At 73.6% G+C, this 15,537-nt stretch carries 10 protein-coding genes; 6 read left to right on the top strand and 4 right to left on the bottom strand.

The annotated features are described in order from the left end of the window. The 4 genes from QEZ54_RS31035 to QEZ54_RS31020 all read left to right on the top strand — a co-directional run. The coding region (locus tag QEZ54_RS31035) for a glycoside hydrolase 43 family protein (RefSeq protein WP_281308302.1) at positions 1 to 1,530 on the top strand (1,530 nt) is incomplete at its 5' end. A 69-nt stretch (positions 1,531 to 1,599) separates the two neighbouring features. Continuing rightward, entirely contained in the window at positions 1,600 to 2,238 is a 639-nt protein-coding gene (locus QEZ54_RS31030; protein WP_281308301.1) for a M23 family metallopeptidase, read from the top strand. 123 nt (positions 2,239 to 2,361) lie between these two features. Next, the gene (locus QEZ54_RS31025; protein WP_281308300.1) at positions 2,362 to 3,144 is read left to right on the top strand and encodes a class I SAM-dependent methyltransferase; all 783 of its coding nucleotides are present in this window, start codon (positions 2,362 to 2,364) and stop codon (positions 3,142 to 3,144) included. A 125-nt stretch (positions 3,145 to 3,269) separates the two neighbouring features. Further along, positions 3,270 to 4,973 carry a GDSL-type esterase/lipase family protein gene (locus tag QEZ54_RS31020; RefSeq protein WP_281308299.1) on the top strand — a complete coding sequence of 568 codons (1,704 nt, stop codon included), beginning with the start codon at positions 3,270 to 3,272 and terminating at the stop codon, positions 4,971 to 4,973. Between the two features lie 50 nt (positions 4,974 to 5,023). Here the strand turns inward: QEZ54_RS31020 and QEZ54_RS31015 are convergent, their stop codons facing one another. Both QEZ54_RS31015 and QEZ54_RS31010 read right to left on the bottom strand, forming a co-directional pair. After that, positions 5,024 to 5,533, bottom strand: coding sequence for a hypothetical protein (locus QEZ54_RS31015; RefSeq protein ID WP_281308298.1), 510 nt, complete (start codon positions 5,531 to 5,533; stop codon positions 5,024 to 5,026). A 144-nt stretch (positions 5,534 to 5,677) separates the two neighbouring features. Continuing rightward, the gene (locus tag QEZ54_RS31010) at positions 5,678 to 8,464 is read right to left on the bottom strand and encodes a BTAD domain-containing putative transcriptional regulator (RefSeq protein WP_281308297.1); all 2,787 of its coding nucleotides are present in this window, start codon (positions 8,462 to 8,464) and stop codon (positions 5,678 to 5,680) included. A 129-nt stretch (positions 8,465 to 8,593) separates the two neighbouring features. On the opposite strand from QEZ54_RS31010, the gene QEZ54_RS31005 reads away from it, so the two are divergent. Beyond that, a complete protein-coding gene (locus QEZ54_RS31005; protein ID WP_281308296.1) occupies positions 8,594 to 8,965 on the top strand; it encodes a hypothetical protein in 372 nt (123 codons plus the stop codon). 57 nt (positions 8,966 to 9,022) lie between these two features. Then, positions 9,023 to 11,140, top strand: a complete 2,118-nt coding sequence (locus QEZ54_RS31000) for an AAA family ATPase (protein WP_348650593.1) — start codon at positions 9,023 to 9,025, stop codon at positions 11,138 to 11,140. Here QEZ54_RS31000 and QEZ54_RS30995 read toward each other — a convergent pair. Together QEZ54_RS30995 and QEZ54_RS30990 are read right to left on the bottom strand one after the other, a co-directional pair. Then, the gene (locus QEZ54_RS30995) at positions 11,106 to 13,454 is read right to left on the bottom strand and encodes a hypothetical protein (RefSeq protein ID WP_281308295.1); all 2,349 of its coding nucleotides are present in this window, start codon (positions 13,452 to 13,454) and stop codon (positions 11,106 to 11,108) included. The two genes, QEZ54_RS31000 and QEZ54_RS30995, sit on opposite strands and share 35 nt — an antisense overlap. Further along, positions 13,454 to 15,196 carry an NB-ARC domain-containing protein gene (locus QEZ54_RS30990; RefSeq protein WP_281308294.1) on the bottom strand — a complete coding sequence of 581 codons (1,743 nt, stop codon included), beginning with the start codon at positions 15,194 to 15,196 and terminating at the stop codon, positions 13,454 to 13,456. The genes QEZ54_RS30995 and QEZ54_RS30990 overlap by 1 nt, the downstream gene beginning before the upstream one ends. Positions 15,197 to 15,537 lie beyond the last annotated feature (341 nt).

Here is a 15,537-nt window from a genome sequence, read left to right as displayed (position 1 = left end):
AGCACGCCCAGCCCGTCCGCGTCCTCGTCTCCGCAGCCCGGCGGCGCGTACACCAACCCGGTGCTGTGGCAGGACTTCGCCGACATCGACATCATCCGGGTCGGCGACGCCTACTACTACTCCGCCTCCACCATGCACTACTCCCCCGGTGCGCCGATCCTGCGCTCCTACGACCTGGTCAACTGGGAGTTCGCCGGGCACTCGGTGCCCACCCTCGACCACTCCAGCGCGTACAACCTCAGCGGCGGACGCGCCTACGTCAAGGGCATCTGGGCCTCGACCCTGAACTACCGGCCCGCCAACAGCACGTTCTACTGGATCGGCTGCATGGAGTTCAACAAGACCTACGTGTACACGGCGAGCACCGTCGAAGGCCCGTGGAGCAAGCGTTCCACGATCAACAACTGCTACTACGACGCCGGTCTGCTCGTGGACGACAACGACACCATGTACGTCGCGTACGGCAACAGCAACATCAGCGTCGCGCAGCTGTCGGCCGACGGGCTCAGCCAGGTCCGCACCCAGCAGGTGTTCACCACCCCGTCCAGCGTCGGCACGCTGGAGGGGGCGCGCTTCTACAAGCGCAACGGCAGCTACTACATCTTCCTGACCCGCCCCGCCAACGGCCAGTACGTGCTCAAGTCGTCCAACCCGTTCGGCCCGTACACGATGCAGCAGCTGCTGCTCAACCTGCCCGGCCCGGTCTCCGGCGGCGGGGTCCCGCACCAGGGCGGCCTGGTGCAGACCCAGAACGGCGCCTGGTACTACATGGCCTTCGTCGACGCCTTCCCCGGCGGGCGCATCCCGGTGCTCGCCCCGGTCACCTGGACCGCCGACGGCTGGCCGCAGCTCCAGCTCGTCAACGGCGCCTGGGGCACCAGCTACCCCAAGCCGCTGACCACCCGCACCGTCAAACCGATGATCGGCACCGACACCTTCGCCGGCACCGCCCTCGGACCGCAGTGGGAGTGGAACCACAACCCCGACACCAGCAGGTACAGCGTCAACAACGGCCTGCGGCTGCAGACGGCGACCGTCACCAGCGACCTCTACAACGCCCGCAACACCCTGACCCACCGCATCCAGGGCCCGACCTCCACCGCCACGATCGAACTCGACTACTCGACCATGCGCGACGGCGACCGCAGCGGGCTGGCCATGCTGCGCGACTCCTCGGCCTGGATCGGCGTCAAGCGCGACAACGGCACCACCAGGGTCGTGATGACCAACGGCCTCACCATGGACGGCAGCTGGAACACCACCGGCACCGGCACCGAGGTCGCCTCCGCCGCGGTCTCCGGCGGTCGGCTCTGGCTGCGGGCCAACGCCGACATCCGGCCCGGCAGCGGACGCCAGGCCCGCTTCTCCTACAGCACCGACGGCGTCAACTTCACCTCGCTGGGCTCCGCCTTCACCCTCAACAACGCCTGGCAGTTCTTCATGGGCTACCGGTTCGGCATCTTCAACTACGCCACCCAGGCCCTGGGCGGCTCCGTCACGGTGCGGCAGTTCGCGCTGACGACACCCTGACCGGTCGGACCCGGCCGACGGTCGGCCGAGCCCTCGACGGCTTGCCGCGGTCTGCCATCATCTGAGGTCATGACCGTCTACCAGGCCACCCGTGCCCGCCGCCGAGCCAGGCGGCGGGCACGGGTGCTGCTGGGGACCGGTGTGGCACTGGCCGTGCTGGCGGGGACCGCCGCCGTCATGTGGTTCTGGCCCGCCGGGCCGCGGCCGCCGTTCCAGCTGCCGGTCGCGTGCGGGGAGAAGTGGCAGCTCGGCACCTATCCCGGGCACGGCGACAACGACGTCGACCTGTTCCCGATGGAGGGCAGGACGGCGTGGGGGCGGCCGGTGCTGGCGTCCTACGACGGCGAGGTCGTCGCGGCGGGCGTCAACGGCAGCCTCGGCGGGCGTACGCCGCAGAACCCGCAGGGCCCGCGCGGCAGCGGCGGCGGTTACTGGGTGAAGATCGATCACGGCGGGCGCTGGGAGACGGCATACCTGCACCTGCTGGAGCCGCCGCTGGTCCGGGTCGGCCAGCGGGTGCGGCAGGGTGAGCAGATCGGCAAGGTGGGCAGCACCGGCGACTCCGGCGCCCCGCACCTGCACTACGAGCAGCGCCGCGGCTTCCAGAAGACGGAGACCGTCTTCGACGGCGTGGCCTCGGGCATCACCACCGACGACCGCGAGTACTCGGTGCTGCGGGTCAGCGCCAACTGCGCGCCCGCGCGCTGACGTACCGCCCGCAACCGTCTTGAACCACTCCAGAAGTGCGGTCGGTCGACTTTCCGCGCCTCCAGCCGGAAGAATCCCATATGCGTATTTCAGGGGGATGTTCTGACGCTTTCGGGGGATCGCATGGCCGACTGGGACGGTGCTGGATACGTACACATCAGCGGGCTGCAGCGGGCGATGGCGACGGCCTCGCTGGAGTCCGTGGCGGTCGCCGGCAGTGAGCGCGTCCTCGACGTCGGCTGCGGCGACGGGTACGTGACCCGGCAGCTCGCCGCCCGGGTACCGGACGGATCCGTGCTCGGCGTGGACGCCTCGCCGCGGATGATCGACGCGGCGCACGCCGCCGACGGCGGCCCGGCGAACGTGTCGTTCCAGTTCGGTGACGTCACCACCATGACGTTCGGGCCGGAGTTCGACCTCGTCGTCTCGTTCAACGCGCTGCACTGGGTGCCCGACCAGGAGACCGCCTACCGCGCCATCGCGGCGGCGCTCAAACCGAGCGGGCGCGCGCTGGTGCAGTTCGTCTGCCACGGTCCCCGGCGCAGCGTCGAGCGGGTCGCGATGGACGTGACGCGCGATCCGCGCTGGGCGGCGGCCTTCGCCGACCTGGCCCAGCCGTACGTGCACATCGACCCCGACGATCTGGCCAAGATCGTGGGCAGCGCGGGTCTGGAGGTGACCGCGCAGTCGGTCGCCGACCGCGAATGGGACTTCGGCTCGCGGGAGCAGTTCGCGCAGTGGTGCACGGTCGGGTTCTCGGACTGGACGTCGCGGCTGCCGGCGGCGGACGGTCCCGCCTTCGTGGACGCCGTCGTCGACCGGTACGAGCCGATCGCCGGCCGACCCGGGCTCTTCCGGTTCCTGCAACTGCGCGCCGAACTGCGTCGCAGTCCCGGTAGCCGGTAGCCCGCCAGCCGGAGGTCCTGGACCGGTCCGGCTGGCGGGCTCCGCTTGACTTGGGTGCCGTGGCGTCGCATGGTGGGAGCGCTTCCATCGAAGCTCTCAAAACTCCCACCCCCGGAGGCACGCCCATGTCCCGGCACCATCCGCTCCGGTCGGCCCTGCACGGACCGCCGCCGGCACCCGCTCCCCGCACCACCGGTCGCACCGCACGCGGCCGCCGCATCCTGTCCGCCCTCTGCGCGCTGGCCGCCGTCGCCGCCATCGCGATCGCCGGGCCGCCCGCCGCCCACGCCGCGGCACCGGTCCGCGTCATGCCGCTGGGCGACTCCATCACCGGCGGGCCGGGCTGCTGGCGCGCCGTGCTCTGGGACCGCCTGCAGCGCAACGGGTTCACCAGCGTCGACTTCGTCGGCACGCTGCCCGGCGGCGGCTGCGGCCTGAACGGCTGGGACGGCGACAACGAAGGGCACGGCGGCTTCAAGGCGACCGGCATCGCCGACCAGAACCAGCTGCCGGGCTGGCTGGCCGCCACCCACCCGGACGTCGTCCTGATGCACCTGGGCACCAACGACATCTGGAGCAACCTGCCCACCGCGACGATCCTCACCGCGTACGGCAAGCTCGTCGACCAGATGCGCGCCGACAACCCCGGCATCAAGGTGCTGGTGGCGCAGATCATCCCGATGACCCCGAGCGGGTGCTCCTGGTGCCCCGCGGGCGTGTCGGCGCTCAACGCCGCCATCCCGGCGTGGGCGGCGGGCAAGTCCACCGCGCAGTCGCCGGTCACGGTCGTGGACCAGTTCTCCGGCTTCGACACCGCCGTCGACACCAGCGACGGCGTACACCCCGACGATTCCGGCTTCCAGAAGATGTCCGACCGCTGGTACCCCGCGCTGATCCAGCTGCTGGGCGGCACGACACCGGCCGACACCACCCCGCCCAGCGTGCCGACCGGACTCAGCGCGAGCGTGAACTGCAGCCTCGCGGTCACCCTCAACTGGGCTGCCGCCACCGACAACGTCGCCGTCACCGGCTACGACGTCTTCCGCTCGACCAACGGCTCCACGTTCGCCCTGGTGGGCACCACCACCGCGACGTCGTTCACCGGCACCCTGAACGGCCTGGCCCAGTACGCGGTCCGGGCCCGCGACGCGGCGGGCAACACCTCGGCCCTCACCGCCGCCGTCAACGCGGTGCCGCCGCCCTGCCCGCCGCCGGACACCCAGGCGCCCACCACGCCGGGCACGCCCACCGCGTCCGGGACCAGCGCCACCGCCACCACCCTGACCTGGGCCGCGGCCACCGACAACATCGGCGTCACCGGCTACGACGTCTACCGGGCACCCGGGGCGTCGGGCGGAACCTTCACCTCGGTCGGCACCTCGGCCACGACGTCCTTCACCAACACCGGGCTGACCGCGGCGACCACCTACCGGTACCAGGTCCGAGCCCGGGACGCCGTGGGCAACCTCTCGGCCTTCTCCCCCGCCGTCACCGTCACCACCGCCTCCGGCGGCGGTAGCTGCGCGGCCGCGCTCACCCTCCAGACCGGATGGAGCGGTGGGTACGTCATGCAGCCCAACACGGTGACCAACACCGGCACCACCGGGATCAGCGGCTGGACGGTGACGTTCACGCTGCCCGCCGGGCACACCCTCACCGGCTCGTGGAACGCCACCGTGACCGTCAGCGGCCAGACCGTGACCGCACGCGGGGTCGCCGGCCAGAACGCGGCCGTCCCGGCCGGTGCGGGCACCACCTGGGGCTTCCAGGCGTCCCGGCCGAGCGGCGACACGACCGTACCCACCGCGGCGGCCTGCACCGCCGGCTGACACGGCGCCGGGGCGGGCGCCACGCGGCCCCGCCCCGGCATCCGCGCCGCTCAGTAGGGGTTGGTGTAGATCCGGTCCTGACTCTCCACCACGTGACTCTGCCCGGCGAACGTGCTGCCGTAGGCGATGAACTCGACGTTGCTGAAGTCGGCGGAGGTGAACTCGCCGGCGGCCGTCCCGGTCGAGGAGTAGCAGGGCTGCGACGAGGACGTGGTCGTGTAGTTCGGGTAGACGGTGGTGACGTACGTGGCGTACTTCTTGCCGCCCGCCCAGTACGAGTTCACGTTGATCGTCATGTACGGCAGGATGTAGCTCGACTGGCGGCAGAAGGTGAGCGAGTAGCGCAGCGCGCTCCCGCCGTCGTCGAACTGGACGGTGCCCTCGACCCAGCCGATCTGCACACTGCCGCCGACCGGCCAGTAGTGGCGGATCTGCAGCGTCAGCGGCAGCGTGGTGCCCCAGGCCGCCTGGGCGGGCGCGGCGGACGGCAGCACCAGTGCGGCCGCGGCGAGGGCGAGCAGCGACGACCTCGTCGCCCAGCGCCTCAGGATGGATCGCATCGAATCTCCTCTGTGATGTCCTGGCGACTGCGCAGCCGCGGCCCGGCCGGGACACTCGTCCCGCGCGGCGGTGCTCGTCGAGTGCCGATCGTGCCGGACACGACTGGACGGCGACTGGATCGCCGCAGAACCGCTGGTGACGACTCAGCCCGCGCGGTCGGCCGGCAGGCGTCCCAGCCGCGTACGGACCCGGTCGGCCTCCGGCGGGTCGAAGCGTTCGAGGGCGTCCAGGGCCTGCCGCCATACCTCGTGCGCCGCCTCGGTGCGGCCGACCGCCGCGTAGGCGTCGCCCAGGTGCGTCAGCACGAACGCCTCCAGGTGGCCGTCGCCGAGTTCGCGGTAAAGCTCGGCGGCCCGCCGGAACACGCCGACGGCCTGCGCGGGCCGGCCGAGGTGGTGGTGGGCGAAGCCGATGCTGTCCAGCGTCGAGGCCGTCGTCGCGCGGTCGTCCAGGCCTTCCAGGTGTACGAGCGCCGCCTCGCAGTGCTCCAGCGCCGCCGCATGGTCGCCCAGCAGCGCGTGGTACCACCCGACCGCGTTGAGGGCCCGGGCCGTGCCCTGGGCGTCGCCGGCGGCGCGGAACAGCGCCAGCCCTTGGCCCGCGTGCGCCAGGGCGTCGCGGTAGCGGGCCTGCCGTTCCCGCAGCAGCGCCAAGTCCAGGTGGATCCGGCACAGCCCGGCCGGGTCGCCCGTCGCGCGGTACAGCTCACCGGCGCGCAGCAGCTCGCGGTGTGCGTCGTCGACCCGGCGCAGCCTGGTGCAGGCGCGGGCCAGCCAGCGGTGCGCGGCGGCCTGGGCGGCGGCGTCGCCGTCGCGGCGGGCCGCGTCGACGGCGGCGCGCTGGACCGCCGCGAGGTCCTCCCACCGGCCGCACCGGTCCAGGAACGTCGCCAGCGACCGCGCGAGCTGCCAGCCGTGCCGGGGCGCCCGCGCCGCCGCCCACTCCACCGCGGCGACCAGCACGGCCCGCTCCGCGACCAGCCAGGCCAGCGCGTCCTCGGCCCCGGTCGCCAGCTCCGGCACCACTGCGCTGCCGTGCTCCTCGGGCGTGAACCGGTCGTCCGGTGCCGGATGGGCCAGCTGCCCGGCCCGGTACGCCGAGTGCAGGTAGTGGTCGAGGATCCGCATGGTGGCCGCGCGGGCGGTGCGCGCCGGGACCGCGTGCACGGCCAGCTCGACCGCGTACGACCGGACCAGGTCGTGGAGCAGGTAGCGGCCCGCGACGGGCTCGGTGGCCAGGCCGGCCTGGACGAGGTCGGTGAGCAGCCGGGCGGCCTCGGGGCGGGTCCGGCCGGTGAGGCTGGCCGCGGCGGCGGCCGAGATCTCCGGCCCGACATGCAGTCCGAGCAGCCGGAACAGTCGTGCGGTGGCGGGCCGCAGCGCCCGGTAGGACCAGGAGAACACGCTCCTGAGGTCGGTGGACGGATCTCCGGTGGCGAGCGCGTCCAGGCACCGGTCGCCGCGGCGCAGGCGTCCGGCCAGGACGCGCAGCGGGAGGTCCGGGCTCAGGGCCGCCCGGGCGGCGATGACGACCAGCGCGAGCGGCAGCCCGGCGCAGCGGTCGATCAGCTCGGCGGCCGCGGCGGGCTCCGCCGCGATCCGGGCCGCGCCGATCCGGCGGGTCAGCAGGCGCCTGGCGTCGGTCGGCGCGAGCGGCCGCAGCGGTACCGGATGGGCGCCCTCGGCCGCGACCAGGCCGGTGAGCTGGTGGCGGGAGGTGATGAGGACCAGGCAGCCGGGTGCGCCGGGCAGCAGCGGCCGGACCTGCTCGGCGTCCCGGGCGTTGTCCAGCATGATCAGCATGCGTCGGCCGGCCAGGCGGCTGCGGTACATCGCGACCTGGGCGTCGATCGTCTCCGGCATACGCGGCGCGGTGACGCCGAGGGTCTCCAGCGTGCTGCGTACGGCGTCGCTGGGCTGCGTCGCGTCGCCGTCCGGGTGGAATCCGCGCAGGTTGAGGTGGAGCTGCCCGTCGGGGAACCGGGGCGCGATCCGCCGGGCCCAGTGCACCGCCAGGGCGGTCTTGCCGACGCCCGGCGGGCCCGACACCACGACCACCGCGGCGCTGGCGGCAGGCCCGGCCAGCAGCAGATCGAGGCGGGCCAGTTCGTCGGCGCGGCCGGTGAACACGGGGCTGTCGGCCGGCAGCTGGCTCGGCACGTCGACGGCGGCGTCGGCGCGCAGCAGGGCCGCGTGCGCGGCGGCCAGCTCCTCGCCGGGGTCGACGCCGAGCTCCTCGGCCAGGCGGCGGCGCACCTCGTGATAGGTCTCGAAGGCCTGGCCGCGCCTGCCGACCGCCTGGTACGCCAGGATCAGGCGCGCCTGCCACACCTCGTTGAGCGGCTGCAGGGCCGCCGCCTCCGCCAAGGGGGACAGGGCCTCGGCCGCGCGGCCCGTCGCGGCCAGCAGCTCGCCGTACCGGGCCAGCGCCTGCTGCCGCTCCTCGGCCGTCGCCGCGGCCAGCGGATGGTCGGCGAGCAGCGGCACGTCGGCCGCCACCGGGCCGTGCCAGAGCCGCAGCGCCTGCGCCAACGCCTCGACGGCGCGGTCGCCGCGGCCGTGCCGGTGCGCCGTCGCCGCCGCCGCGACGTGGTCGCGGAACCGGAGCACGTCGACGGCCGCCCGCGGCAGGCTCAGCAGGTAGCCGTCGCCGGTCCGGGGCAGGACGGCGCTCGCGGCGCGCGGTGGCCGACCGGGCTCCAGCAGGCGGCGCAGGCGCGCCACGTACGTCTGGATGATGTTGGCGGCGGCCGGGGGCGGCCGCCGTCCGGGCCACAGGCTGCCGGTGAGCTCGTCGTGGCTCAGCAGTCGGCCGGGGGCGAGCGCCAGCAGGGCGAGCAGCGCCCGCTGACCGGTCGGCCCGACGTCGAGCGGCTCGCCGTCACGCCAGGCTCGGACCGGGCCGAGCACCCGTATTCGCAGATCCGCCATCTCGTCATACGAATCTAAGTCACGATCATCGATGCCACAACGGCCGGTCCAGTCGTCAGGACGCCACCGACCGGCGCGCCGCCGGCAAATTCCCAGCTCGCGTCCAGTCTCGCTGGCTACCGTGGGCGCATGGATGAGAAGCGTGCCCGGCGCGTGGTCGACGTGCTGCGCGACCGCGGTGTTCCCGCCCATCTGTCCCTGGCCGGCGGCGACCGCAAGGCAGGAATACGGATCGCGCTGCCCGACGGGCGCGAGGCCCTGTGGGACACCGACGGCACCGCCGGGCTGGAGGCGCAGGTGCTGCGCGACGGCATGCTCGTCGGGTTCGTCCCGCACATTCCGGGTTCGGAGGACTTCACCGAGCAGCAGGTGGTCGACGCCATCGCGCGGACCGACTACGACCAGCCCGTGGCCCGGCAGCGGAGCCAGGCTCCCCCGCCCGCCGCGCCGCTGCCGATGGAGGGCGGATTCTTCCGGCGCCTGCGCGACGGCTTCCGCTGATCCGCCCGCGCATCAGCCGCCCGGGCATTCCCGACGGCAGGAACGCGACGCTCCAAAGTGGTCGACAACCCGACGGCGTGCCTGGGTAGGATAGGCGACGGCGGACTGCCACCGCGCCGCATCACGACGCGGCGTTCCGGGGTCGCTGATGATCGTGCCTGGTTACCCCTGCCCGGGAGAGACGTGACGCGCGGCCGAACCCACCCAACCAGCCAGACCTCGGCCGTTGTGCAACGGCACCCTCGGGCGCTGGTGCTGTGCGCGCTCCCCGTGGAGTACCAGGCCGTGCGCGCCCACCTCACCGACCTCCAGCAGCACGAACACCCTACCGGGATGCGGTATGAGGTGGGTCGGCTGACAGATGCCGACTGCGAGGTCGGCCTGGTGCAGGTGGGGCGAGGCAATGTCAGGGCCGGCGTGATCACCGAGCGGATCATCGGACTGGTCCGTCCCGACCTGGTGCTGTGCGTCGGAGTGGCCGGTGCGCTGCACGACGACCTGCGGCTCGGCGACATAGTGGTGGCCACCCGCGTCGACGCCTACCAGGGCGGCACCGCGGCGGAGGACTTCCTCGCCCGGCCGCAGACCTGGCCGGCGCCGTACCGGCTGGAGGAGCTGGCCCGGTCCGTCGATCTGCACGACGGCTGGCGCGGCGCGGGCCAGGACACGTCGGCCGAGTCGCGGGTCCACTTCCGACCGATCGCGGCGGGCGAGGTGGTGCTCGACAGCCGGACCTCGGCACTCTTCGCCCAGCTGCGGTTGCACAACAACGACGCCGCCGCGATCGACATGGAGGACGCCGGGATCGCCCAGGCCGCACACCTCAACGATGTCGCGGCCCTGGTGGTGCGCGGGATCAGCGACCGGGCCGACGGCAACAAGTCCGAGGCCGACCGAGCCGGGTGGCAGCGCCACGCCGCGGACTCCGCCGCCGCCTTCGCCGCCGCGCTGCTGGCCCGCGCCGCGACGGAGTCCGACGGCCAGGCGACCGCGCCGCGGTCCGCGCCCGGCTCCACCGAGACGCCGGGCGGCGGGTCCGGTCAGCCCAGGCCACCAGGCAGCACCCCGCAGCTGGCCTACCTCCGGCAGAAGACAGCCGGTTTCGTAGGCCGGGAGTCCGCGTTCGCCGAGTTCAGGTCGTTCCTGGACCGGCATCCGAGCGGCCACCTGATCGTCGAGGGGCTGCCGGGCGTGGGCAAGACCTCGCTGCTGGCGGAGGAGGTCCTACGCAACGGATGGCCCGCGCACTTCAACATCGCGGCCCACCTCGACAGCACGTCGACGTTCCTGCACAGCCTGCACGCGCAGCTCTCCGAACGCTACCGGGTGCGGCTGCCCGCTCCCGCCGACGGTGACGACGCCGACGGGCGGTACCTCAGCACCCTGCTGGAGGAGACCGCGGCCCGGCTGGACCCCGACGACAAGCTCGTCATCGTCGTCGACGCCCTGGACGAGGCCGCCCCGGGCCGCCCCGGCACCAACACGCTCTTCCTGCCGACGGTGCTGCCGGCCGGCCTGTACCTGCTCCTCAGCAGGCGGCTGCGGACCGCGCCGCTGCAGATCGACGGCGCCTCGACCGTCGTCGACCTGATGAACCGCTCCGACGAGAGCCGCGGGGACGTGGAGAAGTTCATCCGCAACTCGCTGAGCAGACCGGAGCTGGCGGCCCGGCTCGCCCAGGTGCACGACCGCGAGCAGGTGGTCTTCTCGCTCATCGAACGCAGCGAGCTCAACTTCATGTACCTCGTGTACGTGTTCCGCGACCTCGAGGACGGCCGCATGGGCCCCGAGGACCTGCGTGCCCTCCCCACGGGCCTGAACCAGTACTACGAACGCCACCTGGACCGCATGCTGGCCAAGGGCGGCGACGCGGTGCTGAGCCTGCACACCGTCTACGCGCTGGCCGCGATCCGGGAACCGGTGCCGGCTTCACTGCTGGCCGGAGTGCTGCGGGTGACCGAACTCGAGGTCGTGCGGCTGCTGGCGGACTGGGCCCAGTTCCTCGAGCTCACGCCGCACCGGGGCGCCGTGACGTACGGGTTCTACCATCAGGGCTTCTGCGACTTCCTGCTGCAGCACGACACGGTCAGAGCGGCCGGGGTGGACCTGGGCGAGGTCAGGTCCATGGTCGGCCACAGGCTCATCGCCAGTCTGGGCCTGGACCTGGGCGGCTAAGTGCCGGCGGGACCGGTTCCACCACGTGTACCGCACCGGACCCGTCGCCCAGGTACACATGTCGGCGGTCCGGGGCGATCGCGGCGGCGGTCCAGGGCAGGTCCCCGACCAGGACGGCGGGCTGCCGTCGGTCGCGGCCGCGCCACAGCCGCGCCGTGTGGTCGGAGGCCAGATGCGGCACGCCGTACGTGGCCACCAGCAACTCCTCGTCGGGAGTGCGCACGATCGCGGTCGGACCGCAGCCGACGCCCGCGCCGAGGGTCACCGCGGTGCCGTCCGCCCCGAGGCTGACGACCCGGCCGTCGGCCAGCCCGACGACGGGCGTGCCGCCGGGTGCGCCCAGGTGGCACGCGGTGACGCGGCCCGGCTCGGGCAGGATGTCGGAGCCGATGGGCGCACTCCCCCGCGGCCACCGGAACAGCCGCCCCGCCGCGGTCAACCAGCGGACGAGGCTGCCGTCGACCGCGACGGCCACCACCCGGTCGTCCGGCGGACCGGTGACCATGTCGAGCCGGCGCGCGTCGGCGAGGTCCCATACCCGGATCGCCCCGTCGGTGCTCGCGGTGACGGCCAGGCTGCCGTCGCTGGTACAGGCCAGGTGGGTGACATGCGCATCGCCCGTATCCGTCGCGGTCCCGCCTGGGCGGTGCAGGTCCCATACCCGCAGCACGCCGTCCCAGCCGACCGAGACGGCCCGGTCGCCGGCCAGCGCCACGACCTCGCTCACCCAGTGCCCGTGCCGCCCGAGCTCGGCGCGCGGGGAGGCGGTGCGCGCGTCCCAGAGCAGCAGGCGGCCGTCCTTGCTGCCGCTGATCAGCCGGCTGCCGTCCGGCGTGACGGCCAGAGCGGTCACCTGCTGCTGGTGGTGGAACGGGTCAGGCTCCGCCAGGGCGGCCACGTCCCACAAGCGGACGGTCTGGTCGTAGGAGACGGTGACGAGCCGCCGACGGTCGGTGTCGACGGCCATGGCGGGCACGAGACCGCCGTGCGGCGGCAGGCGCCTGACTTCCGCGCCGTCGTCGGGCGCGAACAACCGCAGCGATCCGCTGCTGTCGCCGACCAGGAGTCCCTCAGGCAGGCACACGAGCGAGTGGAACGTCACGTGCTCGCGTACCACCCGCCAGGCGCTGGTCAGGTCGGGCAGTCGCCAGGCGGACAGGGCGTCGTTGGCGGCGGCGACGACGAGGTCCGCCCCGGCGGCGAGGTCGAGCGCGGTGACCGGCCAGTCATGCTCGGCGAACAGCTTCTCCTGGCGCAGGTGCGGCAGGTCCCAGAGCTGCAGGGCGCACCGGCTGGCCGGATCCGGGCTGGTGCCCAGCAGCAGCTTGTCCGGCCCGATCGGGAGCAGGGCGTGCACGCTGACGTCGCCGGCGTCGAACTGGCCGGTCTGCACTCCGGCGGCGACGTCCCACAACCGGACGCGGCCGTCCGTCCCGGCCGACACCAGGCACCCCGGCCGGACGAAGGCGACGGCCAGGGTCGCCCGCCCGCCGCCCACGGGCACCAGCGGATCCCGCCGTCCGCGGATGAGATCGACGACCTCGACCGGGCCGTCCCGGGTCGCGATCGCGGCGTACGTGCCGTCGAAGGCAAGCCCGGTGGGCTCCCCGTCGCCGGTCCGGAACAGCAGCGACGGTTCGCCGCCCGACAGGTCGAGGCACTCCAGCCACCGCTGGTTGTCGACGACCAGCAGCCGGCCGGACGGTGCGAAGCACGCGGCGGTGGCGTTTCCGCGCAGGTACCGCACGGTCTGCTGCCAGTGCCGGGCGGTCACGTGCAGCGGCCTGAACCAGCAGCCGGACTTGTACGCCGCGGCCTTGCCGAGGAGCCTGGCCAGTAGCGGCCCGTCCTGGCCGCGCAGCCGGGTCAGCAGCTGCTCGGGCAGCTGGTCCGGGGCCAGGCGCAGCACGGCCGAGGAGCGCCGGAGCGCGCGGGCGAGCAGCCGCAGCTGCGCTGCGGCGGCGCCGTCCACGTCGGCCAGGCAGCGGGCAGCGCCGTCCAGATCCGCCAGGACAGCGTCGGGGTCACCGGCGGCGGAGGCCAACCGCGCGGCGAGAACGTCGAAGTCGCAGAGGAACCTCGCGGCCAGGGGCAGGTCGACGTCCGGGTTCCTGCCCTCCAGCAGGTTGCGGACGGACTGGCCGAGGGCCGCGGCAAGGCCGCCCAGCGCGGCGGCGTCACCGTCGCGTACGGCGCCGATGGCGTTGTCGCGCAGGAAACCGGCCGGGTCGAAGGAGTGCTGTCGCGACTCCGGCGAGCGCACCGGCATGATCCCGACCACTTCGACGCTGGTCACCGTCATCCTGCCGCTCATCAGGTCGCCTCGGCCGTGAACCGCGGATCGCCCCCGATGACGTCGCGGAACGCCGCGAGTTCGTCGTAGGTGTGGGCGAGGAACCACACCGCGGACACCCGCGTCGCGGCGGCCTCGGTCAGGTAGTCGGTGGCCGCGCCGACCAGCACGGCCGCGGTCCGGTCGACGTCGCCGCCGCCCTGGCCGGTGCCGAGCATGGGAAACAGGACGCTCACCGGGCGCCGGTCGTCGGCGACCCGCTCCACCTCGGCGAGCGCACTGGTCACGCACCGCCCCACCTCGCGGACCTGCCGGTATCCGGCGCCGGGTTCGCCCTGGACCGCGGCGACGTGGATGATGGCGCTTACGTTGTGCGACTCCGCGAGCTGCCCGGATCCCGTGCTTACCGCGGTGCCGGCCGCGACGGGCACGTCGCCCGCGACCCGGTGGGAGAGGTCCTCGGCGATGATGTCCTCCACGACCCGCCCGGCGGCGTCCCTGCGGGCGCCCTCGTAACGGACGATCGCCGAGATCGTGTACTCCTCGAACCGCGCCATCCGCATGTCGGTGTTCTCCGGGTTGACCCAGATGTCGATGTTGCGGATCCGCCGGATGTCGCCGGTGACGATGCCCACGACCCGCCAGCCGCCCGAGGCGGTGGTCCTCAGCCGGTACTCGTATCGGGAGCTGTCGGTGATGGGGCCGCGGGGGCCGGCCTCCCGACCGGAGCGCGCGAGGGTCGGCGGGGTGCTGCTGCCGGACCTGCCGCGGTGCGGCCCGGCCGGCGGCGGGGCGGGCGGATCGGCGCGGTCCTGTCCGGACTTGCGCAGCTCGGCGGCGACCATGCGCAGCGCCCCGGGGATGCCGCCGCACGCCGCGGCGAGACGGGAGAGATCCGGGCCGGGGATCGCACCGGCCTGCTGTGTCATCGCCGCCAGCAGGGCCACCGACTCGGCCTGGGTCAGCGCGCCGAGGTGGATCGCGCAGCAGTCGTCGAGGGCGTCGAGGTGCTGCCTGCTCGTGGCGATGACCGCGCACGTCGGTGAAGCGGGCACCAGCGCGGTGACCTGCTCCGCGCTGGCGACGTCGTCGACGACGACGAGAACCGACCGCCTGCGGACGGTGGACAGGTAGAGCGCGCGAGCCTCGGCCGGGTCCGCGGGAATCGAGCCCGCGTCCACACCGAGCCGCGTCAGCAGCCGTGCGTAGACCTGTGACGTGTCGTCCATGGCACCGACGTCGACGAACAGGCAGCCGTCGGGGTACCTGGCGTGGATGCGGTGCGCGACGTGGCACGCCAGTGCCGTCTTGCCCGCCCCCGCCTGCCCGTAGAGCTGGATGACGACCGCCCGGTGCGGGTCCGCCGAGGCGTCGATCGCGGCCACGATCCGGTCGGCTTCGGCCGCCCGGCTAGAGAAGTGGCTCGGGGGTGGCGGGACGTCCAGCCGCCCGCCCGGCGACCCGCCGCGGCCCTTGGCGCGCAGGTGCCGGTTGAGTTCACTGAGGGCTTCGGCCAGGCTGCGGGCCTTGAGCATGGTCGCCGGGTCGGCCCCCAGCGCCCGCGCGATCAGTTCGGCGGCGTTCGGGCTGGGTGCCTTCCATCCGCGCAGCACCTCGCTGACGTGCCCCGGCGCCAGCTCGCTCCGGAGCGCGATCTGGCCGATGCTCAGCGGCCTGCGGCCGCGGAGCGACTGGTACAGCGCGACCAGTTCCCTGGCCGGTCCAGGGGGCAGGTCGGCGTCACCGCGCCGGGTTCGGCTCATCGCCCCGCCGGCACGTGTTCGCCGGGTTTCGCCGCGCGACGGGCGGCCCGCCGTCGAAAGCGGAGCTCGCGACGGTCCGGTGCGGAAAACCTTCGCTGCGGTTCGCCACCGGCCGGCGAACCGGGTGCGTCCTGGTGGACTGCTCGCGTGACGGGGCCCGGGGAGCCGAGCGCGGGGGCAGCGCCCTCCGGGAGCTGTGGCCTTGACCGCGGAACACCGTGGTTCGGCGCCATACGCCTGTCACCTCTCCAGCAAAGGGTGTGCCGTGCAGTCTACTGCGGCCGGCCAGGCCGACCGAGTGGCGGGATGCCGGAGCGGGCAACGACAGCGACGGCTGGGAG

It is taken from the genome of Catellatospora sp. KI3 (assembly GCF_029948125.1).
In the GTDB taxonomy this organism is placed as follows: Bacteria; Actinomycetota; Actinomycetes; order Mycobacteriales; family Micromonosporaceae; genus Catellatospora.
The sequence above is the reverse complement of the archived record's forward strand: the minus strand, read 5'-3'. Positions and strand labels throughout refer to the sequence as shown.